The organism is Pseudogulbenkiania sp. NH8B, assembly GCF_000283535.1.
In the GTDB taxonomy this organism is placed as follows: Bacteria; Pseudomonadota; Gammaproteobacteria; order Burkholderiales; family Chromobacteriaceae; genus Pseudogulbenkiania; species Pseudogulbenkiania ferrooxidans.
The window spans coordinates 3,093,394-3,114,833 of sequence record NC_016002.1; the positions used below are offsets into that span (position 1 = coordinate 3,093,394).

Annotated in this window: 18 protein-coding genes; 13 read left to right on the forward strand and 5 right to left on the reverse strand. The window is 64.7% G+C overall.

The features are described from left to right. Positions 1–158: 158 nt before the first annotated feature. Positions 159–1,943, forward strand: a complete 1,785-nt coding sequence (locus NH8B_RS14230; protein ID WP_008954351.1) for an acyl-CoA dehydrogenase C-terminal domain-containing protein — start codon at positions 159–161, stop codon at positions 1,941–1,943. A gap of 453 nt (positions 1,944–2,396) precedes the next feature. Here NH8B_RS14230 and NH8B_RS14235 read toward each other — a convergent pair whose 3' ends face one another. After that, entirely contained in the window at positions 2,397–3,065 is a 669-nt protein-coding gene (locus NH8B_RS14235; RefSeq protein WP_014087920.1) for a YecA family protein, read from the reverse strand. 270 nt (positions 3,066–3,335) lie between these two features. Further along, complete coding sequence (locus NH8B_RS14240; RefSeq protein ID WP_014087921.1) at positions 3,336–5,024, reverse strand: AMP-binding protein; 1,689 nt, start codon at positions 5,022–5,024, stop codon at positions 3,336–3,338. Positions 5,025–5,168: 144 nt separating this feature from the next. Here NH8B_RS14240 and NH8B_RS14245 point away from each other — a divergent pair, with 144 nt between their 5' ends. Then, positions 5,169–5,576: a MerR family transcriptional regulator gene (locus tag NH8B_RS14245; RefSeq protein WP_014087922.1), complete on the forward strand. Its 408-nt coding sequence runs from the start codon at positions 5,169–5,171 to the stop codon at positions 5,574–5,576. 142 nt (positions 5,577–5,718) lie between these two features. On the opposite strand, the gene NH8B_RS20980 is transcribed toward NH8B_RS14245, so the two are convergent. Next, positions 5,719–5,910 carry a hypothetical protein gene (locus tag NH8B_RS20980; protein ID WP_148282991.1) on the reverse strand — a complete coding sequence of 64 codons (192 nt, stop codon included), beginning with the start codon at positions 5,908–5,910 and terminating at the stop codon, positions 5,719–5,721. Between NH8B_RS20980 and NH8B_RS14250 the strand changes: the two genes are divergently transcribed. The 8 genes from NH8B_RS14250 (at position 5,909) to NH8B_RS14285 (ending at position 15,984) form a co-directional block, all read left to right on the forward strand. After that, positions 5,909–7,078 (forward strand): isovaleryl-CoA dehydrogenase, encoded by a 1,170-nt coding sequence (locus tag NH8B_RS14250; protein WP_014087923.1) that lies wholly within the window; start codon positions 5,909–5,911, stop codon positions 7,076–7,078. The genes NH8B_RS20980 and NH8B_RS14250 overlap by 2 nt on opposite strands. A 4-nt stretch (positions 7,079–7,082) precedes the next feature. Next, a complete protein-coding gene (locus NH8B_RS14255) occupies positions 7,083–8,681 on the forward strand; it encodes a carboxyl transferase domain-containing protein (RefSeq protein ID WP_014087924.1) in 1,599 nt (532 codons plus the stop codon). A gap of 187 nt (positions 8,682–8,868) precedes the next feature. Next, positions 8,869–9,660 carry an enoyl-CoA hydratase/isomerase family protein gene (locus NH8B_RS14260; RefSeq protein ID WP_014087925.1) on the forward strand — a complete coding sequence of 264 codons (792 nt, stop codon included), beginning with the start codon at positions 8,869–8,871 and terminating at the stop codon, positions 9,658–9,660. Between the two features lie 118 nt (positions 9,661–9,778). Then, positions 9,779–11,746 carry an acetyl-CoA carboxylase biotin carboxylase subunit gene (locus tag NH8B_RS14265; RefSeq protein ID WP_173387083.1) on the forward strand — a complete coding sequence of 656 codons (1,968 nt, stop codon included), beginning with the start codon at positions 9,779–9,781 and terminating at the stop codon, positions 11,744–11,746. A gap of 60 nt (positions 11,747–11,806) precedes the next feature. Next, on the forward strand, positions 11,807–12,310 hold the full coding sequence (locus NH8B_RS14270) for a GyrI-like domain-containing protein (protein WP_014087927.1): 504 nt from the start codon (positions 11,807–11,809) through the stop codon (positions 12,308–12,310). A 57-nt stretch (positions 12,311–12,367) separates the two neighbouring features. Then, positions 12,368–13,261: a hydroxymethylglutaryl-CoA lyase gene (locus NH8B_RS14275; protein WP_014087928.1), complete on the forward strand. Its 894-nt coding sequence runs from the start codon at positions 12,368–12,370 to the stop codon at positions 13,259–13,261. Positions 13,262–13,364: 103 nt separating this feature from the next. Beyond that, positions 13,365–15,326, forward strand: a complete 1,962-nt coding sequence (locus NH8B_RS14280) for an acetoacetate--CoA ligase (RefSeq protein WP_014087929.1) — start codon at positions 13,365–13,367, stop codon at positions 15,324–15,326. Between the two features lie 298 nt (positions 15,327–15,624). Next, positions 15,625–15,984, forward strand: a complete 360-nt coding sequence (locus NH8B_RS14285; RefSeq protein ID WP_014087930.1) for a hypothetical protein — start codon at positions 15,625–15,627, stop codon at positions 15,982–15,984. A 160-nt stretch (positions 15,985–16,144) separates the two neighbouring features. On the opposite strand, the gene NH8B_RS14290 is transcribed toward NH8B_RS14285, so the two are convergent. After that, positions 16,145–16,954, reverse strand: coding sequence for an FTR1 family iron permease (locus tag NH8B_RS14290; RefSeq protein ID WP_014087931.1), 810 nt, complete (start codon positions 16,952–16,954; stop codon positions 16,145–16,147). A gap of 68 nt (positions 16,955–17,022) precedes the next feature. Beyond that, on the reverse strand, positions 17,023–17,346 hold the full coding sequence (locus tag NH8B_RS14295) for a cupredoxin domain-containing protein (RefSeq protein ID WP_008954338.1): 324 nt from the start codon (positions 17,344–17,346) through the stop codon (positions 17,023–17,025). A 275-nt stretch (positions 17,347–17,621) separates the two neighbouring features. Between NH8B_RS14295 and cysS the strand changes: the two genes are divergently transcribed. The 3 genes from cysS to NH8B_RS14310 all read left to right on the forward strand — a co-directional run bounded on the left by cysS (position 17,622) and on the right by NH8B_RS14310 (position 21,370). Then, entirely contained in the window at positions 17,622–18,995 is a 1,374-nt protein-coding gene (cysS, locus tag NH8B_RS14300; RefSeq protein ID WP_014087932.1) for a cysteine--tRNA ligase, read from the forward strand. 244 nt (positions 18,996–19,239) lie between these two features. Then, positions 19,240–19,455 (forward strand): 50S ribosomal protein L31, encoded by a 216-nt coding sequence (gene rpmE / locus NH8B_RS14305; RefSeq protein WP_014087933.1) that lies wholly within the window; start codon positions 19,240–19,242, stop codon positions 19,453–19,455. 268 nt (positions 19,456–19,723) lie between these two features. Next, positions 19,724–21,370 (forward strand): ArnT family glycosyltransferase, encoded by a 1,647-nt coding sequence (locus NH8B_RS14310; protein ID WP_014087934.1) that lies wholly within the window; start codon positions 19,724–19,726, stop codon positions 21,368–21,370. The last annotated feature ends 70 nt before the right edge of the window (positions 21,371–21,440 follow it).

Genomic DNA, 21,440 nt, shown 5'->3' on the forward strand with positions numbered 1-21,440 from the left:
AATTAGCAACCATGCCTCAGTCCATGTTAGCGAAAAAGCTTGCCAAAGCTTCTTCCATAATTTAAACATACGTTTGATTTACTGATCGGTGCGACACCGTCAGAAAAAGATTGCCCGAACCGCACGGCTACGGGCCGAGCTACCCAGGAGACAACACCATGCCAGCCTACAAGGCTCCCCTGCGCGATTTCGATTTCGTCCTGAACGAACTGATCAAGGTCCAGGACGTCATCCCCGCCCTGCCCGGCTATCAGGAAGCCACGCAGGATATCTATACCTCTTACCTCGAAGCCGCCGCCCAGTTCTGCGAGAACGAGCTGGCTCCGCTCAATCGCCCGGGCGACGAGGAAGGCTGCCACTTCGACGCCGCCACCCATAACGTGACCACCCCGGCCGGCTTCAAGGAAGCCTACGCCCAGTACTGCGAACTGGGTTTCCCGGCACTCGACTGCGACCCGGCTTACGGCGGCCAGGGCATGCCCAAGTCGCTGGCGTTCCCGGTGATGGAAATGCAGTGTTCGGCCAACGTGGCGTGGTCGATGTACCCCGGGCTCTCCCACGGCGCTTATTCCGCCATTCACGCCCACGGTAGCGAGGAACAGAAGGCTACCTATCTGCCCAAGCTGGTTTCGGGAGAATGGACCGGCACCATGTGCCTGACCGAGCCGCATTGCGGCACCGACCTGGGCCTGTTGAAGAGCAAGGCCGAGCCGAACGGCGACGGCAGCTACAGCATTACCGGCACCAAGATCTTCATCTCGGCCGGCGAGCACGATATGTCCGCCAACATCATCCACCTGGTGCTGGCACGCCTGCCGGACGCGCCGAAGGACGTGAAGGGCATCTCGCTGTTCATCGTGCCCAAGTTCCACGACGACGGCAGCCGCAACAGCGTGTACTGCGGCGCGCTGGAGCACAAGATGGGCATCAAGGCCAACGCGACCGCCGTGATCAATCTCGACGGCGCCAAGGGTTGGCTGATCGGCGAGCCGAACAAGGGGCTCTCCTGCATGTTCACCATGATGAACGCGGCGCGACTGGGCTGCGGCATGCAGGGCCTGGGGATCGGCGAGGCGTCGTTCCAGGGCGCGCTGGCGTACGCCAAGGAGCGTCTGCAGATGCGCGCGCTCAACGGCGTGCACAGCCCGGACAAGCCGGCCGACCCGATCATCGTGCACCCGGACGTGCGTCGCATGCTGCTGACGCAGAAGGCCTACACCGAGGCCGGCCGCGCCCTGACCACCCTGCTGGCGCTGCAGCTGGATATCGAGGAGAAGCATCCGGACTCGGCGGCCCGCCAAGATGCGGCCGACCTGGTGGCGCTGCTGACCCCGGTGGCCAAGGCCTTCATGACCGACAACGGCTACACCGCCGCCAACATGGGGATGCAGGTGTTCGGGGGCCACGGTTTCATCCGCGAATGGGGCATGGAGCAGCTGGTGCGCGACTGCCGCATCTCGCAAATCTACGAGGGCACCAACGGCATCCAGGCGATCGACCTGCTGGGCCGTAAGGTGCTGCTCGACCAGGGCCAGAAGTTGCGCAAGTTCACCAAGCAGATTCACAAGTTCTGCCAAACCAACGAGGGCAACGACAAGCTGGCGGAGTTCGTCGGCCCGCTGTCCAAGCTGCTGAAGGAAGTCGGTGACATCACCATGGCCGTCGGCATGGCTGCGTTCAAGGACAAGGACGAGGCCGGTGCGGCCGCCACCGACTATCTGCGCCTGATCGGCCACCTGACCTACGCCTGGATGTGGGCGCGCATGGCCGAAGTGGCCTACGCCAAGCTGGGCCAGGGCGAGGACGATTTCTACCAGGCCAAGATCACCACCGCCCGCTTCTACTACGCCAAGCTGCTGCCGGAGGTGGAAGCACTCAAGGCCACCATCAAGAACGGCGCCAAGCCGCTGATGAGCTTGGGCGAGGAGCAATTCGCCTGCTAACCGGTTTGTTCGACTCTGTGCAGGAGTGTGTTTTGGCGGCCCTTCGGGGCCGTTTTTTTCTTGGGAGGATGGATCACTCCCGACATGAAAACCGCCCCACGAGCGTGCAGCCGGCGGGGCGGTCGTTATGTGACGGATCGAATTCGCTCAGAACCTGTTCACGATCTTGCTGCGCATCCCTGATCGGGGCTCATGTGCTGCTCTGTGCGTGCGAATCTCCTGTGGAGATTCGCTCAGCCATGATCCTCATGTACTCCAGTACATTCCGGTTCCTGCGCTGCTCTTCACCCCGCTGAGGGCTGCTCGCGACAGATCGTGAACAGGTTCTCAGAGCTTGTGAAAGAAATCGTCGCGAGCGGCCCGAGGCTGGTTCGAGAAGCGCAGCCGTACACGTGGTACGGCGAGCATCGCAGGACCGGGATCGGGGTGCGCAGCAGATTTATTTACAAGCACTCAGTTCTTGCCGTGGCAGGCCTTATACTTCTTGCCGCTGCCGCACGGGCAGGGGTCGTTGCGGCCGACCTTGTCGCCCTCGCGGCGCATCGTGCTCGGAGCCTGTTGCTTGGCCTGCCAGTAGGCGTAGACGGCACGGACGGCGTCGGGCAGTTCGTCCTTGAAATTGTCGAGTTCGGCGTCGGTGAAGGTGATCAGCTCCTTGCCCTCTTCCTCGTCCTCGAACATGCCACCCAGCGCCATGATCGGCAGCAGCAGGTCTTCGAAACCCTCGTCATCGGCGGCCTCGAACCAGTCGGTATCAACGTTGTCGAGCGCGTACAGGTAGGCGTTGCACCACGGCCAGAAGTCGGCCTCTTCGGCATCCTCGGCTTCGTACAGGATCAGATCAGGCACCTCGCCGGCAGCCAGCGCGGTGACGGTGGCATCGTACAGCTTCTGCAACAACGCGCCGAGTTCGGCTTCGGTCGTGGCATCCTCGAACTCGGGAGCGTCACCGAGCACCTCGTCGAGCCAGCTGCCGGCCTCGACCGTGTCAGGGCCGCTGGCCAGTGCCGTGAAATAGCCCTGCACCTCGTCCGGACGCATGGTGCTGCCGCTTTGCGACAGCGGGGTCAGCAGTTCTTCCAGACGGGCCAGGTCGGCGTCGGTGAATACGATGTCGCTCATGATGATTCCTCGGGTTGTTTGCCGGGCATTGTAGCGAAAAGCCCCGCAAGGCGGGGCACTTCACGGTAAGCGCGGGTCAAGGCATGACAAGCGGCGGACGAGGCGTGGCGGCTGTGGTTGCGGGTGCCGGCATGGCCATGCACGCCATGCCGGCACCACCAAGCCGCATGCCTTGCTGTGCGCAACGGTTCTTTACTGTTCGGCACCGTGTGCACTGCCGTCCACCCGACCCGAGACCTCCACCGCACCGTCATGCCAAGGCGGACCGCCTCAGGCTGTCTTGTGCTCGCTCAGCCCCAGCTTCTCCTTCATCTGTTGCCGCATCATGAATTTCTGGATCTTGCCGGTGATGGTCATCGGGAAGCTGTCGACGAATTCGATATAGCGCGGAATCTTGTAGTGCGCGATCTGGCCCTGACAGAAGGCGCGGATTTCGTCGGCGGTGGCGGTTTCGCCGTCGCGCAGGCGGATCCAGGCGCACAGCTCCTCACCGAAGCGGTCGTCCGGCACGCCGATCACCTGCACGTCCTGGATCTTGGGGTGGCGGTAGAGAAATTCCTCGATCTCGCGTGGGTAGACGTTCTCGCCACCGCGGATCACCATGTCCTTGGCGCGGCCGACGATGTTGCAGTAGCCCGTCTCGTCGATCACCGCCAGGTCGCCAGTGTGCATCCAGCCGGCAGGGTCGATGGCCTCGCGCGTCTTCGGCTCGTCGTCCCAGTAGCCCAGCATCACCGAGTAGCCGCGCGTCAGCAATTCGCCGGTTTCGCCGCGCGGCACGATGCGGCCTTCGCCGTCGACGATCTTCACTTCCAGATGCGGGTGGATCAGACCGACGGTGGAGACCTTGCGCTCGACCGGGGTGTCGGTGGCGCTCTGGAAGCTGACCGGGCTGGTCTCGGTCATGCCGTAGGCGATGGTGACTTCCTTCATGTGCATGGTGTCGACCACGCGCTTCATCACTTCGATCGGGCACGGGCTGCCAGCCATGATGCCGGTGCGCAGGGTGGAGAGGTCAAACTCGCTAAAGCGCGGGTGGTCGAGCACGGAGATGAACATGGTCGGCACGCCGTGCAGAGCGGTGCACTTCTCCTCCGCCACGGTTTGCAGTACCGCCAGCGGCTCGAACGCCTCGCACGGAAAGATCATGGTAGTGCCGTGTGTCAGGCAGGCCAGGTTGCCCAGCACCATGCCGAAGCAGTGGTAGAGCGGCACCGGGATGCAGAGGCGATCGCCCGGCACCAGCTTCATCGCCTCGCCGACGAAGAAGCCGTTGTTGAGGATGTTGTGGTGGCTCAGCGTGGCTCCCTTGGGGCTGCCGGTGGTGCCGGAGGTGAACTGGATGTTGATGGGGTCGTCGAACTGCAGGCCGGCGCCGGTGTCGGCCAGCATGGCGCGCTCGGCTTCGGTCGGTTCGGCCAGCAGCTGGTTGAAGTTCAGCATGCCGGGGCTGGCCTCGCCCCCCATGCGGATCACCATCTCCAGCGTCGGCAGCCTGGCGGCGCGCAGTGCGCCGGGGGCGCAGTGGGCCAGTTCCGGCGCCAGGTCGTTGATCATTTCCAGGTAGTCGCTGCTCTTGAAGCTGGGCGACAGCACCAGCGCGCGGCAGCCGACCTTGTTGAGGGCGTATTCCAGCTCGGAACGACGATAGGCCGGGTTGATGTTGACCAGCACCAGCCCGGCCTTGGCGCTGGCGAACTGCATCAGCACCCATTCGACGTTGTTCTGCGACCAGATGCCGATGCGCTCGCCCGGCTTCAGCCCGAGCCGCTGCAGACCGCATGCCAGCCGTTCCACCTGCTCGTGGAGTTCGGCGTAACTCCAGCGCACGGACTGCTGGCGCACCACCAGCGCCTCACGCGCGGCGTGGCGGGCGCAGGTCGCGTCGAAGTACTGGCCGATGGTCTGCCCGATCAACGGGGTCTCGCTGGCGCCATGGACATAACTGGCTTGGGTCATGCTCTCTCCTCCTGTGTCGCGGAACGCGGTAATTGATGTGCTTTTCTTCTGAACGATAAGTTACTATTACGTAAACGTAATCACAAGACCGACCTGCAAGCGTGGAGAAAACGCTACAATCGCGACATAAGGACAGGAATCACCATGACCCAGCAAGAGCTATTCTCCATCTCCGACCTGGCCCGCGACTTCGGCGTCACCCTGCGCACCATCCGCTTCTACGAAGAGCAGGGTCTGATCGAGCCGGAACGCGCCGGCCGCCAGCGCGTGTTCACCCGCCGCGATCGCGCCCGTCTCAAGCTGATCCTGCGTGGCAAACGCATCGGGCTGTCGCTGCAGGAAATCCGCGAAATCCTCGACTTGTATGAACTGGCGAAGGATGAGGCGAGCCAGTCGCTCAAGCTGTTGCGGCTGTTGAGCGAGCGCCGCCAGCAGCTGGAAGAACAACGCGACGACATTGATGCGGTGTTGGCCGAAATCGACACGCTGGAAGCGCACTGCCGCACCGTGATCGACGAGATGACATCCAAGTCCGACTCCGCCAACGGCTGAACCCAGCCCCGCCGAGCGGGGTTAGGCTGCTCACAAAGTACTCTGGTACGTGTTTGCAGGACCCGGCAGAGCTGGGCCTCTCCACCTAAGCATTTGATTCCGCAGCCTCTCTATCTATCCCCAATCCTTCGCTGAGTGAATCTTAAAGATTCGCACGCAGTCCGCCCTTGCCCGGCAAGGGGGCCTCGCTGCGCTCGACCGGGTTTGTCAGCAATCTGAGCCCCACCAAGCTGGTTTTTTTTGCATTTTTATATTGACGCTTACGTAAACGTAAACCAAAATAAATCGATGACATGGCCCTTGCGCCGAGAATGACAGAGGAGAAAACGATCATGTTCACCAGCCTGCGTTTTGCCCATGGCGAGACCTACGATATGTTGCGCGACACGGTGAAAGCCTTCGCCGACGCCGAAATCGCCCCGCGCGCCGCCGACATCGACCGCGACAACCTGTTTCCGGCCGACCTGTGGAAGAAGTTCGGCGATCTGGGCCTGCTTGGTATCACCGTAGAAGAGGAATACGGCGGCAGCAACATGGGGTACCTCGCGCACATGATCGCGATGGAGGAAATCTCGCGCGCCAGCGCCTCGGTCGCCCTCTCCTACGGCGCCCACTCCAACCTGTGCGTCAACCAGATCCGCAAGAACGGCAGCGCGGCACAGAAGGCGAAGTACCTGCCCAAGCTGATTTCCGGCGAGCACGTCGGTGCACTGGCGATGTCCGAGCCCAACGCCGGCTCCGACGTGGTGAGCATGAAGCTGCGCGCCGACAAGAAGGGCGATCGTTACGTACTCAACGGCAGCAAGATGTGGATCACCAACGGTGGCGACGCCGATACCCTGGTGGTGTACGCCAAGACCGACGTCAACGCCGGACCGAAAGGCATCACCGCCTTCATCGTCGAAAAGGGCTTTGCCGGCTTTAGCCACGGCAGCAAGCTCGACAAGCTCGGCATGCGCGGCTCCAACACCTACCCGATCTTCTTCGACGACTGCGAAGTCCCGGCGGAGAACATCCTGGGCAAGGAAGGCGAAGGCGTGAAGGTGCTGATGAGCGGGCTGGATTTCGAGCGCTCCGTGCTGGCCGCCGGTCCGCTGGGCATCATGCAGGCATGCATGGACGTGGTGGTGCCCTACCTGAACGACCGTCAGCAGTTCGGCCAGGCGATCGGCGACTTCCAGCTGATGCAGGGCAAGCTTGCCGACATGTACGTCAAGTTGTCGGCCAGCCGCGCCTACGTCTACGCCGTGGGCCAGGCGCTGGACCGTGGCGAATCCGGCCGCCAGACCCGCAAGGACGCCGCCGGGGCGATCCTGTACGCCGCCGAGAACGCCACGCAGATGGCGCTCGATGCCATCCAGTGCCTGGGCGGCAACGGCTACATCAACGAATACCCCACCGGCCGCCTGTTGCGCGACGCCAAGCTGTACGAAATCGGCGCCGGCACCAGCGAGATTCGCCGCTGGCTGATCGGTCGCGAACTGATGGCCGAAACGAGGTAAGCCCATGCCGACACTCGAATCCAAGCTGTCGCCGCGCGCAGCGGAGTTCCAGACCAACGCCGACAAGATGCGTACGCTGGTGGCCGATCTCAAGGAAAAGGTTGGCCGAAACGCCTTGGGCGGCGGTGACGCCGCCCGCGCCAAGCACATGGCGCGCGGCAAGCTGCTGCCGCGCGAGCGCATCGACCTCTTGCTCGACCCGGGCGCGCCCTTCCTCGAGCTGTCGCAGCTCGCCGCCCTCGGCATGTACCACGACGGTGCCCCCGGCGCCGGCGTGGTGGCCGGCATCGGCCGCGTGGCCGGGGTGGAGTGCATGATCGTGGCCAACGACGCCACGGTAAAGGGCGGCACTTATTACCCGATGACGGTGAAGAAGCACCTGCGCGCCCAGGAGATCGCCCGCGAAAACCGCCTGCCCTGCCTCTACCTGGTGGACTCCGGCGGCGCCTTCCTGCCCTTGCAGGACGAGGTGTTTCCCGACCGCGAGCACTTTGGCCGCATCTTCTACAACCAGGCCCAGCTCTCCGCCGCCGGCATCCCGCAGATCGCCGTGGTGATGGGCTCGTGCACCGCCGGCGGCGCCTACGTGCCGGCGATGAGCGACGAGACCATCATCGTCAAGGAACAGGGCACCATCTTCCTCGGCGGCCCGCCGCTGGTGAAGGCGGCCACCGGCGAGGTGGTCGACGCCGAGGAACTGGGCGGCGGCGACGTGCACACCCGCATCTCCGGGGTGGCCGACCACCTGGCGCAGAATGACGCGCACGCGCTCTCGATCGCGCGCCGCATCGTGTCCGACCTCAACTGGAAGAAACAGGGCGAACTCGACCGCGCCGAGCCGAAAGCACCGCGTTACGCCGCCGAGGAAATCTACGGCGTGATTCCGGCCGACCCGAAAAAGCCGTTTGACGTGCGCGAGATCATCGCGCGGCTGGTGGACGACTCCGACTTCGACGAATTCAAGCAGAACTACGGCAGCACGCTGGTGACCGGCTTTGCCCGGCTGAACGGCTACCGCGTCGGCATCATCGCCAACAACGGCATCCTGTTCAGCGAATCGGCGCTCAAGGGTGCCCACTTCGTCGAGCTGTGCTGCCAGCGCGGCATTCCGCTGATCTTCCTGCAGAACATCACCGGCTTCATGGTGGGCAAGAAGTACGAGAACGGCGGCATCGCCAAGGACGGCGCCAAGCTGGTGACGGCGGTGGCCTGCGCCAGCGTGCCCAAGTTCACCGTGCTGATCGGTGGCAGCTTCGGCGCCGGCAACTACGGCATGTGCGGGCGCGCCTACTCGCCCCGCTTTTTGTGGATGTGGCCGAACAGCCGCATCTCGGTGATGGGCGGCGAACAGGCGGCCGGCGTGCTGGCCCAGGTCAAACGCGACCAGTTGGGCGACACCTGGTCGGCCGAGGAAGAAGAAGCCTTCAAGGCGCCGATCCGCTCGCAGTACGAGCACCAGGGCCACCCCTACTACGCCAGCGCGCGGCTGTGGGACGACGGCGTGATCGACCCGGCGCAGACACGCGAGGTGCTGAGCCTGGCACTGGAAGCCACCCTGTCGGCACCGATCGAGAAGACGCGCTTCGGCGTATTCCGTATGTAAGAGCCTATTCCAGTAGGCGAGCGAGCCAAAGCAGGTTGAGTGTCGCCGGAGCACAGGAACCGGAATGGACACGGAGTCCATGAGGATTCCGAATCGCTGAGCGAATTGAAAATTCGCACGCAGTCCGCCGGCACTCAAGATGCGAAGGCGCAGCCGCCTAATGAGATAGGCTCAAAGGGAGATGGAGATGAGCTACACCACCCTGGAAATCGAACGCACCGGGCACCTCGCCACGGTGTGGATGAACCGGCCCGAGTTGCACAACGCCATGAACGAGGTGCTGATCGCCGAGCTGACGCGGGCCTTCGTCGAATTGAACGAGGACGCCGGCGTGCGCGTGATCGTGCTGGCCGGGCGCGGCAAGAGCTTCTCCGCCGGGGCCGACCTCGACTGGATGCGCCGCGCCGCGGGCTACAGCGAGGCGCAGAACCTGGACGACGCCAACCGGCTGGCGGCCATGCTGAAGGGCATCTACCGCAGCAAGAAACCCGTCATCGCGCGCATCCACGGCGCGGCGATGGCCGGCGGCACAGGGCTGACCGCGGTGTGCGACGTGGCGATCGCCACCGACGCCGCCAGGTTCGCGTTGACCGAAGTGCGGCTGGGGCTGATCCCGGCCACCATCGGCCCCTACGTCGCCGACGCCATCGGCTGGCGCCAGGCGCGGCGCTACTTCCTCAGCGCCGAGCGCATCGACGCCGCCACCGCGCTGAAGATCGGCCTGGTGCATGAAGTGGTCGCCGCCGACGAACTGGACGCCCGCGTGGCCGAAGTGGCCGTCGAGTTCGCCAAGGGCGGACCGCAGGCCCTGACCGCCGCCAAGGACCTGCTGGGGCTGCTGCGCGACGGCTCGCCACTCGACGACGTGCTGCTGGACGACACCGCTCAGCGCATCGCCGCCATCCGCGTCGGCGCCGAGGCGCGTGAAGGACTGGCGTCGTTCTTCGACAAGCGCCCGCCGGCGTGGGCGAAGGACTGAGATGCACGCCTACCCGACGCCCAGCGCCTTTGCCGCACCGCCTTCGGCCAACCTTGCCGACCGCCGCCCGGCCATTCCTCCGGAAACGGCGAAAACAGAAACAGGGAAGCGCCCCACCATGTTCAACAAGATCCTGATTGCCAACCGCGGTGAGATCGCTTGCAGGGTGATCAAGACCGCACGCGCCATGGGCATCCGCACCGTGGCGGTGTATTCCGACGCCGATGCCAACGCCCGCTTCGTCAAGCTGGCCGACGAGGCCTACCGGCTGGGTCCGGCGCCGGCCGCCGAGTCCTACCTCAAGGCCGAGCTGATCCTCGACATCGCCAGGCAGAGCGGCGCCCAGGGCGTCCACCCCGGCTACGGCTTCCTGTCCGAGAACGAGGACTTCGCCGCCGCCTGCGAGGCTGCCGGCATCGCCTTCATCGGCCCGCCGGCTTCCGCCATCGCGGCGATGGGCAGCAAGTCGGCCGCCAAGGCGCTGATGGAAAAAGCCAAGGTGCCGCTGGTGCCGGGCTACCATGGCGACAACCAGGAACCGGATTTTCTCAAGAGCCAGGCCGACGTCATCGGCTACCCGGTGCTGATCAAGGCCAGCGCCGGCGGTGGCGGCAAGGGCATGCGCATCGTGGAGAAATCCGACGACTTCCTCGCCGCCCTCGCCTCCTGCCAACGCGAAGCGCGCGCCAGCTTCGGCGACGACAAGGTGCTGGTGGAGAAATACCTGACCCGTCCGCGCCACGTCGAGATCCAGGTGTTCGCCGACAGCCTGGGCGACTGCGTCTACCTGTTCGAGCGCGACTGCTCGGTGCAGCGCCGCCACCAGAAAGTGCTGGAAGAAGCCCCTGCCCCGCACCTGCCGGCGGAAACCCGCCAGGCCATGGGCGAGGCCGCCGTCGCCGCCGCGCGTGCCGTGGGCTACGTCGGCGCCGGCACGGTGGAGTTCATCATGGATGTGGACAGCGGGCGCTTCTACTTCATGGAAATGAACACCCGCCTGCAAGTGGAGCACCCGGTCACCGAGATGATCACCGGCCAGGACCTGGTGGCGTGGCAGCTCAAGGTGGCCTCGGGCCAGCCCTTGCCGCTGAGCCAGGACAAGCTCGCGATCCATGGCCACAGCATCGAGGCGCGCATCTACGCCGAAGACCCGGACAAGGGCTTCCTGCCCGCCACCGGCACCCTGCTGCACCTGGTGCCGCCGGCGGAGAACGCCCAGGTGCGCGTCGATACCGGCGTGCTGCAGGGCGACACCATCAGCCCGTTCTACGATCCGATGATCGCCAAGCTGATAGTCTGGGGCGAAACGCGCGAGGCCGCTCTGCAACAGCTCGACGCCGCGCTGGCGGCGTACCAGGTGGCGGGGGTCACCACCAATATCCGTTTCTTGCGCCGCATCGTCGCCAACCCGGCGTTTGCCAGCGGCGACGTCGACACCGGCCTGATCGCCCGCTACCACGACAGCCTGCTGCCGCCCGCGGCGGCGCCGAGCCGCGAACAACTGGCGCTCTTGGCGCTGGGCGAGGTGCTCGCCACGCAGGCCGACGACCGCCACGCCTTTGGTGCGCTCGCCGGTTGGCGCCTGAATGGCATGCTGAAGCGCCGCATGGCCTTCCAGCACGGCGAGACCCGCCATGAGGTCATGGTGAGCTATCTGGGCGACGGCTTCGCGCTGGAGATCGGCGGCGACACGATCCGCGCCAGCGCTCGCCTCGAGCACAACCGCCTCGCGGCGACGCTGGGCGACAAGCAGCTCGACGCCACCCTGGTGCGCCACGGTCTGCAGCGCGTGCTGTTTGCCGCCGGCGAACGCCTGGCACTCGACTACGTCGACCCCTACGCCTATCAGGAAGCCGGCATGCACGGCGAAACCCACCTCAAGGCGCCGATGCCGGGCCGCGTGGTGGCGCTGTTGGCCGAAGCGGGGAAAGCGATCGCCAAGGGCGAACCGCTGCTGATCCTGGAAGCGATGAAGATGGAGCACACCATCACCGCGCCGGCGGACGGCAAGGTGCTGGCGTTCTACTTCGCCGCCGGCGAACAGGTCAAGGACGGCGACGAGCTGGTGGATTTCGAGGCGGAGTGAGGGCATGATCCTCCATGCCAAAAGCATGAAAGATCGACCCAACCCTCACGGAGAATGGACATGACACCCCAGATCGTCGACCACCCCGGCATCACCCTGGCCGGCTTCGCCATCCGCACCAGCCTGCAGGAGCAGGCCAACCTGCGCGACATCCCGGCGTTCTGGCAGCGCTACGCCCAGAGCTTGCGCACGCCGTTGCTGGCGTCGCTCGACCTGCCGCACGCCGTGGAATACGGCGTCGTGCGCGGCTTCGATCCGGCCAGCGGCACCTTCGACTACCTGATCGGCATCGAATGCCAGGGCGCGCCGCAACTGCCCGAGGGCGCGTGCCGCCATGCCATCGCCCCGGCGCGCTACGCCATGTTCACCACGCCGCCGGCCGACAGCGACGAAGCCTTCTCGCGCGCCATCGTCGCCACCTGGCAGGCCGCCTACCAGGACTGGCTGCCCACGGCACCCTGGCAGCATGCCGGCAGCGAATCGTTCGAACGCTACGACGGCCGCAGCGGCCCCGGCCAGGCGGGGCGCCAGATGGAGATTTACCTTCCGGTCGTCCCGCGCTGACGCCCTTCGCTTGACCCGGTGCCCGCAACGGCGGGCGCCCTACTGGATATCGTCGTCATGAAACACGTCAAGATCGTCGAGGTCGGCCCGCGCGACGGGCTGCAGAACGAGAAGCAGCCGGTCGCGCTGGCGACCAAGCTGGAACTGATCAAAAGGTTGTGCGACGCCGGCCTGACCACCATCGAAGCCGGGGCGTTCGTGTCACCCAAGTGGGTGCCGCAGATGGCCGATTCGGCCGAGGTGCTCAAGGCGCTCGACCTGTCCGGGCCGGTCAACTACCCGGTGCTGGTGCCCAACGAGCAGGGACTCGACGCCGCGCTGGCCTGCGGCGTCAGAGAAATCGCCGTGTTCGGCGCCGCCAGCGAGAGCTTCAGCCGCAAGAATATCAACGCCAGCATCGCCGAGAGCCTGCAGCGCTTCGAAAGCGTGATGGCACGCGCCGCTTCGGCCAACCTTCGCGTGCGCGGCTACGTCTCGTGTGTGGTGGGCTGCCCCTACGAGGGCAGGATCGCGCCGCAGCAAGTCGCCATGGTGGCCAAGGCGCTGTACGACATGGGCTGCTACGAGATTTCGCTGGGCGACACCATCGGCGTGGGCACCCCCAACACGGTGCTGGAGATGCTGGATGCCGTCAGCAAACTTGTGCCAACAGAACGGCTTGCCGGGCATTTTCACGACACCTACGGCATGGCTATCGCCAATATTCATGCTGCACTAGGCGTCGGCATCGGCACATTCGACTCCTCGGTTGCAGGTTTGGGCGGCTGCCCGTATGCTCGGGGAGCCTCGGGCAACGTGGCCACCGAGGACGTGGTCTACCTGCTGCACGGCCTCGGCTACGAGACCGGCATCGATCTGCCGCAGTTGGTGGCGACGGCCCGTTTCATTTCCGGCGCATTGGGCAGGGAAGTCGGTTCGCGCGTGGGCAAGGCCTTAGCCTTGCCCGAATGACAGCAATCGTCTGCGTTGTCGCCCGCCCCCGCTGACACTGCTGCTTAAAGATAACAATCCACGGCCGCCGGCACCGCCGGCGCGTCGGGCTAGAGGAGAAACCATGCAGGAAGACTGGAGCCCGATCTGGCAACCCTCGCCGAGCCGTCTGGCCGGCAGCCACCTCACCGCCTTCACCCGCCTCGCCGAAACCGCCTTCGGCCAACCTTTGGACGACTACCACGCGCTGTGGCAGGCCAGCATCGATGACCCGGCTCGCTTCTGGTCGCTGCTGTGGGACTACGCCGGCGTGATCGGCAGCAAGGGAGAGACGGCCCTCATTCACAGCGACGACATGCTCGCCGCGCGCTTCTTTCCCGACGCCCGGCTCAACTACGCCGAGAACCTGCTGCGCCGCCGCGACGACGCGCTGGCCCTGGTGTTCTGGGGCGAGGACAAGGTCAAGCGCGAGCTGACCTGGTGGGAACTGCACGACCTGGTATCGCGCCTGCAGCAGGCGATGTCGGCAATGGGCGTGCGCGCCGGCGACCGCGTCGCCGGCTTCGTGCCGAACATGCCGGAAACCGTGGCGGCGATGCTGGCCGCTACCAGCCTCGGCGCGATCTGGACATCGTGTTCGCCCGACTTCGGCACCGACGGCGCGATCGACCGCTTCGGCCAGACCGAGCCCAGGCTGCTGTTCTGCCCGGACGGCTACTGGTACGGCGGCAAGGCCATCGACATCCGCGGCAAGATGCAGGTCATCGCCGACGGCCTGCCCAGCGTGGAAAAGGTCGTGGTGCTGCCCTACCTCGGCCAGACCGCAGCCTTCGCCGCCGCCGTCCCGAAGGCCGTCACGCTGGACGACTTCATCCAACCCTACATCGCCAACGAGGTGAGCTTCGAACGCGTACCGTTCAACCACCCGCTGTTCATCCTCTATTCCAGCGGCACCACCGGCAAGCCCAAATGCATCGTGCACGGCCACGGCGGCACGCTGCTGCAGCACCTCAAGGAACACCAGCTACACGGCGACCTGCACCCGGGCGACGTGCTGCTCTACTTCACCACCTGCGGCTGGATGATGTGGAACTGGCTGGTCTCCGGGCTCGCCAGCGGCGCCACGCTGCTGCTCTACGACGGCTCGCCGTTCGCCGCCAACCAGCGCGTGCTGTGGGATTACGTCAGCGCCTACCGCTGCAGCCATTTCGGCACCTCGGCCAAGTACCTCGACGCGCTGAAGAAGTTCGGCGTGGAGCCCGGCGCCGAGTACGACCTCTCCCAGCTGCGCGCCATCTTCTCCACCGGCTCGCCGCTGGTGGCGGAAAGCTACGACTGGGTGTACCAGCACATCAAGCAGGACCTCAACCTGGCGTCGATCTCCGGCGGCACCGACATCGTGTCGTGCTTCGCGCTCGGTTCGGCCAACCTGCCGGTGTACCGTGGCGAACTGCAGTGCCGCGGCCTCGGCATGGCGGTGGACATCTGGAACGACCGCGGCCAGCCGGTGCGCGGCGAGAAAGGCGAACTGGTCTGCACCCGCCCCTTCCCGTCGATGCCGATCGGCTTCTGGCACGACCCGGAGCGGGAGAAATACCGCAAGGCCTACTTCGCGCGCTTCCCCAACACCTGGTGCCACGGCGACTACGCCGAGTTGACCGCGCACGACGGCCTGATCATCTACGGCCGCTCCGACACCGTGCTCAACCCCGGCGGGGTGCGCATCGGCACCGCCGAGATCTACCGCCAGGTGGAAGCGTTCGAGGACATCCTGGAGAGCCTGGCGGTGGGCCAGCGCTGGCAGGACGACGAGCGCGTGATCCTGTTCGTGCGCCTGCGCGAGGGACTGACGCTCGACGCCGACCTCGTCGACCGGCTGCGCGACAAGATCAAGCACGGCGCCAGCCCGCGCCACGTGCCCGCCAAGATCATCCAGGTCGCCGACATTCCGCGCACCATCAGCGGCAAGATCGTCGAACTGGCGGTCAAGAACGTGATCCACGGCGAGCCGGTCAGCAATGTCACGGCACTGGCCAACCCGCAGGCGCTCAAGCTGTTCGAGCACCTGCCGGAACTGCAGAGCTGATCCTCCTCGCACCGGGCCGCGAGCCGGCCCGTCAACCGTGACAGGTCGCAACAGCCTGGTGGCGGTGGATGTTCCTCGATGGCTGCCCTCACCGCAAGAGGCAGCCATTTTCGTTTCATCACGTGCCGGTGCCGGCCAGCATCAAGACGGACTGCCCCACTCCTGGCCCCGATGACCCGCTCAGGGTGTCGATCGCGGGTGCAACTGTCGCGCTCTCTGGCTACAGTTACAGGGTAGCGGCAGCCATGCCCGCAAACGGGCAGCGTTGTTGCCCCAACGGAATGCGAAGGACGGAAACATGGCAACGAAGCTGGCCCTCATCTCCGTGGTGACCATCGCCCTGCTGCAGGGCTGCGTGGTCGCCCCTTACGGCTACCCGGTCCAAGCCACGACGGCAGAGGTCGACGCCTACCCGGTGTACATCGATGGCGCGCCGGTCCAGTTCGTCGCCGGCTATCCCTACCCCATCATCTTCGATGCCAGCTTCGGCTGGGGCTACTGGGATCATGACCGACGCTGGGTGCGCGTGCCGCCCCGATGGCACAACGACCTGGAACGGCGCTACCCGCGCGGACGGGGCGCCCCGCTGTTCCGGCCGAACCCGCAGCAAGACTACCGCCGCTTCGACCCCCATTTCCGCGGCCCTCCCGGACGATGAAACGACAATGGCCGCAGATCGCTCTGCGGCCATTCGGGAATCGGCATCGACGCATCGTGTCTCTTGCCGTGTCGCTTTCCTTGGCTTGTGCGCCAGTCAGTACTCGCTAACCTCCTGACTCGGCCGGCCTCGAATTATCGTGCCTGCCGATCAGGAAGCATCAACGCTTGAGCCGTTTCAGCCCGGCCAGCACCACCAACCAGTAGCCCGCGTAGGCCACCAGCATCGCCACCGCCGGCTGCGCGCGATAGCCGGTCAGCGCCGCCACCGTCCCGCCAAAGCGGGTGGAATCGTCCAGCAGCGCCGAGGTATCCCACACCGAACCGGACCAGGCCTGCAACCAGCCCATGCCGATCATCTTGTCGATCCCGGTCACCAGCAAGGCGCCGGCCAGCATCAACAGCATGATTTCGGTGACGCGGAAGAACAGCCGCCACGACAGATACTTGCCGCCCTGCTGCAGCAGCCAGAAAGTCAGGTAGGCCAGTCCGAAACCGGCTGCCGTCACGCCAAGGAAGCTAGCCAGCCCGGTATTGGCGATATCACTGCCCAGCCCGTACAGGAACACCACCGTTTCGGCGCTTTCACGTGCCACCGCCAGCATCACCACCACGAACATGCCCCACCAGTTGGCGCTCGATGCCGTCTTCGCCATCTCGCCTTCCAGTTCGCTCTTGAGCTTGCGTCCGTGCTTGCGCATCCAGAACACCATCTGCACGATCAACACCGCCGCCACCAGCACCATCGCGACCTGGAAATACTCCAGCGCTCCCTCCGGCAGGCTGCTCTCCAGCACCAGCATCACCCCGGCCAGCGCCCCGGCCAAGCCGAGACCCGCGGCAACGCCGCCCCACAGATAGCGGCCGCCCTGCGCCACATAGCCGCTGGTTTTCAGCCAGGTATGCAGAATGCCGACCACCAACAGAGCCTCGACGCTTTCACGCCAGATGATGAACAGGGCGTTGAACATGATGTGTTCCTTCTCTCAATGCAAAACGGCGAACCCGAAGCATCCGCCGCCTCAGACGACGGTAAAACTTATTTGGCGACGATGGTGCCCTTGGCCTTGTCTTCGTTGTACTCGTCAACGAAGTTGTAGGTGCCGGCCTTCAGTGCGGCAAAGCTGACGCTGACCGATTTGCCTGCGGCCACAACCTTTTCCTTGTGCAGCTGCTTGCTTTCGAATTCGGCCGTCTTCTTGGTCTGGTTGTTTACCATTACCTTGAACGGCTTGCCTGCCGGCACCTCGAGGGAGGCCGGCTCGAAGCCCTTGTCGGTCAGGTTCAGGGTGAAGCTGTCGGCATCAGCGGCATAGCTGGAAACAGCGAAGACCATCAGGGCAGAAGCAAGCAGGGTACGCATGACGTGAGTTGACTCCGAGTTGTGTAGTATCCAGTTAATGATAACCGTTTTTATTCCTCTTTGAGAACAGGCAATACCCCGGCCCTTACATCATCAGCGCCTGCCTCGCCCGGACCTTGCCCTGCAAGGCTTGCTGCATCGGCCTTCATGACAAGCGCCTCAACCCAAGTTTGCCCGCCAGGCATTGAATGCGGCGTTGTCCCGGCACAACAGGCACTTGACCGCTCTGGTACAATGCCCTTTTTTGCCTTCGACGCTACAGGTTTATGACCACCATGCTGAACCTCTACAACACCCTGACCCGACAGAAAGAAGTCTTCAAACCGATCACGCCCGGCAAAGCCAGCATGTACGTGTGCGGCATGACGGTGTACGACTACTGTCACCTCGGTCACGCCCGCATGGTGGTGGTGTTCGACATGGTGGCACGCTGGTTGCGCGCCACCGGCTATGACCTGACCTACGTGCGCAACATCACCGACATCGACGACAAGATCATCAAGCGTGCCGCCGAGAACGGCGAACCGATCCAGGCGCTGACCGCCCGCTTCATCGACGCCATGAACGAGGATTTCGACGCACTCGGCGTCATCCACCCCGATTTCGAGCCGCGCGCCACCGAGCACGTGCCGGGCATGATCGCACTGATCGAGACGCTGATCGCCAACGGCCGTGCCTACCCCGCGCCGAACGGAGACGTGTACTACGCGGTACGCGAGTTCCCCGGCTACGGCAAGCTGTCCGGCAAGAGCCTGGAAGACCTGCGTGCCGGCGAGCGCGTCGAAGTGGACGTCAACAAGCGCGATCCGTTCGACTTCGTGCTGTGGAAGGCCGCCAAGCCGGGCGAACCCTCCTGGCCGAGCCCCTGGGGCGAAGGCCGCCCGGGCTGGCACATCGAATGCTCGGTGATGAGCGAACACCACCTGGGCGAACACTTCGACATCCACGGCGGCGGCGCCGACCTGCAGTTCCCGCACCACGAGAACGAGATCGCCCAGTCGGAAGGTGCGCACAACCACGACTTCGTCAACTACTGGCTGCATAACGGCTTCATCCGCGTCGACAACGAGAAGATGTCGAAGAGCCTCGGCAACTTCTTCACCATCCGCGAAGTGCTCGAGAAGTACGATGCCGAAGTGGTGCGCTTCTTCATCCTGCGTGCCCACTACCGCAGCCCGCTCAACTACTCCGACGTACACCTGGACGACGCCAAGCAGTCGCTGACGCGCCTCTACACCGCGCTGAAGAACGTGACAGCGACCGACATCGCTATCGACTGGGAAGAAAACGACTACGCCCGCCGCTTCAGGCAGGCGATGGACGACGACTTCAACACCGTGGAAGCCATGGCCGTGCTGTTCGATCTGGCCGGTGAAGTCAACCGCGGCGAATCCGCCGCGCAGGCCGGCCTGCTGAAGGCCCTGGGCGCAGTGCTTGGCCTGCTGCAGCGTGCCCCTCAGGAGTTCCTGCAAGGTGGCAGTACCGCGGCCGAACTGTCGGCCGACGCCATCGAGGCACTGATCCAGGCCCGCCGTGACGCCCGCGCCGCCAAGAACTGGGCGGAAAGCGACCGCATCCGCGACGAACTGGCCGCTAAAGGCGTGATCCTGGAAGACGGAGCCCAAGGCACCACCTGGCGCCGCGCCTGATTAGGCTGGAAATAAACCCGCCGCCCCCATGCCGGATCTATGACGCTCACCGTGCCAGTTGGACGGCTGCGCGTCCCTGACCGGCCTCGGGGGCACCCTGCGGTTTCTTTCACCCGCTCTGAGTCCGTCATTTACGGAAACGCCGCCCCTTGCGCTTGTCAAGTCAAGTCAAAGGGCGGATAATCTGGCGTTTCGACAAGCGGTACAGGCAAAACCCCTGTACCCGATTTGAAAGGGAACCACGATGAAAACCGATATTCACCCGAATTATCACGAAGTGAACGTGACCTGCTCCTGCGGCAACCAGTTCGTGACCAAGTCGACCATGGCCAAAGAAAACTTCGCGATCGAAGTTTGCTCCCAGTGCCACCCGTTCTACACCGGCAAGCAGAAGATCGTCGACACCGCCGGCCGCGTTGACAAGTTCAACCAGAAGTTCGGCAGCTTCTTCAAGCGCTAAGCGCTTCGGGATTGCCCCTTCGGGTAGAGAAAAGGCAGCGCGAGCTGCCTTTTTTGCATTCAGCCCCCCATTGCCTTGCCCGACAGCCGCCAAACCGGAAGTGATCCCGCCATGAATGATGGCAAGGACGCGCCACCGTGCCGACGACAAGCCAATGCCGGCCGCCGTGCCTTTAGCCATCCCGCCAATGCTCGAAACGCGTAGCCGTAGCCGCCCGGTGAAATGGGCGCTAAGCTACTGCCTTTGACCGCGCCCTTCCCGCTCCCGCATGCTGACGTACACCCCGGACTCCGACTCCCGTCTCGCCCAACCGACCGAGAAGCCCTGGCTTCTGCTGCTGCTGACCTTCGTCTGGCTCTGGCCCGGCATCTTGGGCCACGACCCATGGAAACCCGACGAGCCCTACGTCCTGGCGGTGGTGGAAGGCATGCTGCGGCACCACCAGTGGCTGTTGCCCTCCATCCAGGGTCTGCCGTACCTGGAGTCCCCACCACTGTATTACTGGGTCGCGGCCGGCTTTGCGCGGCTGCTGTCCCCCTGGGCCCTGCCCTTGCACGACGCGGCCCGATTGGCCACGCCGTTCTTCATGGCGATCGGGCTGACGCTGGCTGGTCTGGCCGGACGCGAACTGATAGGCCGGCGCCACGGCCGCAGCGTGGTGCTGATCCTGATCGGATGCATCGGCCTGATCGCCACCGGCCACCAGATGAATGCCGCGGTCGCCGGCTTTGCCGGCTTTGCCGCGGCTTTCTACGCACTGGTACTGACGCTGCGCTCCCCGGGCCTGGCCGGGGCAATCCTGGGAGCCGCCACCGCGACGGTATTCCTCTCGGCCAGCCTGCTCGAGGTAACCTTGATCTGGCTGGTGGCAATCCTGCTGCCGGCGTTCAGCGCCTGGCGCAGCCAACGCTACCTGATCACCCTGCTCATGGGCCTGGTACTGGCCCTGCCGCTGATGATGATCTGGCCAATGATGCTGGCCAAGGCGCAGCCGGCGGTATTTGCCGCCTGGTGGCAAGGACACGCGCTGGGACCGCTCAACGGCTTCGGCCATGTCGGTGTCTTCCACGATTTCGGCTACTACCCCCTGGTTTCGCTGTGGTACACCTGGCCCGCCTGGCCACTGGCAGCGTGGACGCTGTACCGCCACCGCCATCTCGACAAGCCGGTACTGCAATTGCCGCTGATGTTCTTCGGCGTGGTCATGATCCTGCTGACCTTGTCTACTCGGCAAAGCTCGGAGTATGCCCTGCCGATGCTGCTGCCGATGGCCATGCTGGCCGCGGTCGAGCTCGACACCCTGAAGCGCGGTGCCGCGGCGTTCCTCAACTGGTTCGGCCTGATGACCTTCGGCTTTTTCGGGCTGTTGATCTGGGCCGGCTGGGCGGCGATGAATTTTGGGTGGCCAGAACGGCTGGCGCAACGCGCCAAGTACTTCAGCCCCTACTACGAACCCTCGGTCTCGACACTGGCCGCGCTGTGCGCGCTGTTCGCCACCCTGGTGTGGCTGTGGGCGGTGACACGCCGCAACCTGCGCGGACGGCAGGCGGTGACCAACTGGGCTGCCGGCATCACGCTGTTCTGGGGGTTGGCGATGAGCCTGTGGTTGCCATGGCTGGACGCCGCCAAGAGCTATCGGCCGGTGGTGGTGAGCATGATGCATGCGCTGCCCGCCGACGCGCGCTGCGTGGCCATCGAACGCGACAATCTGCTGACACGACTGAGCTGGCACTACTTCGGCGGACTGAAGCTGACCCCGTACACGCCCGGTCGTCCGGTCCCCTGCCACTACCTGCTGGTCAGCCGTACCCCGGCCGAGGGCCTGGCCGAACCCGGCTGGCAGATGCTCTGGCAGGGCAGCCGGCCACGCGAGAAGAGCGAAATCTTCGGTCTGTTCCGTCGCTCGCCACCCTGATCCGGACGGGCTGACGGCACACACCGGGACCCACCCTTGGCGACAAGCAGGTATATATATAGAAAAAGCG

Excerpts from the sequence above, each read along its gene's own strand:
- NH8B_RS14230 (WP_008954351.1), top strand. The coding sequence starts at position 159 with ATGCCAGCCTACAAGGCTCCCCTGCGCGATTTCGATTTCGTCCTGAAC.
- NH8B_RS14235 (WP_014087920.1), bottom strand. The coding sequence starts at position 3,065 with ATGAGCGACATCGTATTCACCGACGCCGACCTGGCCCGTCTGGAAGAA.
- NH8B_RS14240 (WP_014087921.1), bottom strand. The coding sequence starts at position 5,024 with ATGACCCAAGCCAGTTATGTCCATGGCGCCAGCGAGACCCCGTTGATC.
- NH8B_RS14245 (WP_014087922.1), top strand. The coding sequence starts at position 5,169 with ATGACCCAGCAAGAGCTATTCTCCATCTCCGACCTGGCCCGCGACTTC.
- NH8B_RS14250 (WP_014087923.1), top strand. The coding sequence starts at position 5,909 with ATGTTCACCAGCCTGCGTTTTGCCCATGGCGAGACCTACGATATGTTG.
- NH8B_RS20980 (WP_148282991.1), bottom strand. The coding sequence starts at position 5,910 with ATGATCGTTTTCTCCTCTGTCATTCTCGGCGCAAGGGCCATGTCATCG.
- NH8B_RS14255 (WP_014087924.1), top strand. The coding sequence starts at position 7,083 with ATGCCGACACTCGAATCCAAGCTGTCGCCGCGCGCAGCGGAGTTCCAG.
- NH8B_RS14260 (WP_014087925.1), top strand. The coding sequence starts at position 8,869 with ATGAGCTACACCACCCTGGAAATCGAACGCACCGGGCACCTCGCCACG.
- NH8B_RS14265 (WP_173387083.1), top strand. The coding sequence starts at position 9,779 with ATGTTCAACAAGATCCTGATTGCCAACCGCGGTGAGATCGCTTGCAGG.
- NH8B_RS14270 (WP_014087927.1), top strand. The coding sequence starts at position 11,807 with ATGACACCCCAGATCGTCGACCACCCCGGCATCACCCTGGCCGGCTTC.
- NH8B_RS14275 (WP_014087928.1), top strand. The coding sequence starts at position 12,368 with ATGAAACACGTCAAGATCGTCGAGGTCGGCCCGCGCGACGGGCTGCAG.
- NH8B_RS14280 (WP_014087929.1), top strand. The coding sequence starts at position 13,365 with ATGCAGGAAGACTGGAGCCCGATCTGGCAACCCTCGCCGAGCCGTCTG.
- NH8B_RS14285 (WP_014087930.1), top strand. The coding sequence starts at position 15,625 with ATGGCAACGAAGCTGGCCCTCATCTCCGTGGTGACCATCGCCCTGCTG.
- NH8B_RS14290 (WP_014087931.1), bottom strand. The coding sequence starts at position 16,954 with ATGTTCAACGCCCTGTTCATCATCTGGCGTGAAAGCGTCGAGGCTCTG.
- NH8B_RS14295 (WP_008954338.1), bottom strand. The coding sequence starts at position 17,346 with ATGCGTACCCTGCTTGCTTCTGCCCTGATGGTCTTCGCTGTTTCCAGC.
- cysS (WP_014087932.1), top strand. The coding sequence starts at position 17,622 with ATGCTGAACCTCTACAACACCCTGACCCGACAGAAAGAAGTCTTCAAA.
- rpmE (WP_014087933.1), top strand. The coding sequence starts at position 19,240 with ATGAAAACCGATATTCACCCGAATTATCACGAAGTGAACGTGACCTGC.
- NH8B_RS14310 (WP_014087934.1), top strand. The coding sequence starts at position 19,724 with ATGCTGACGTACACCCCGGACTCCGACTCCCGTCTCGCCCAACCGACC.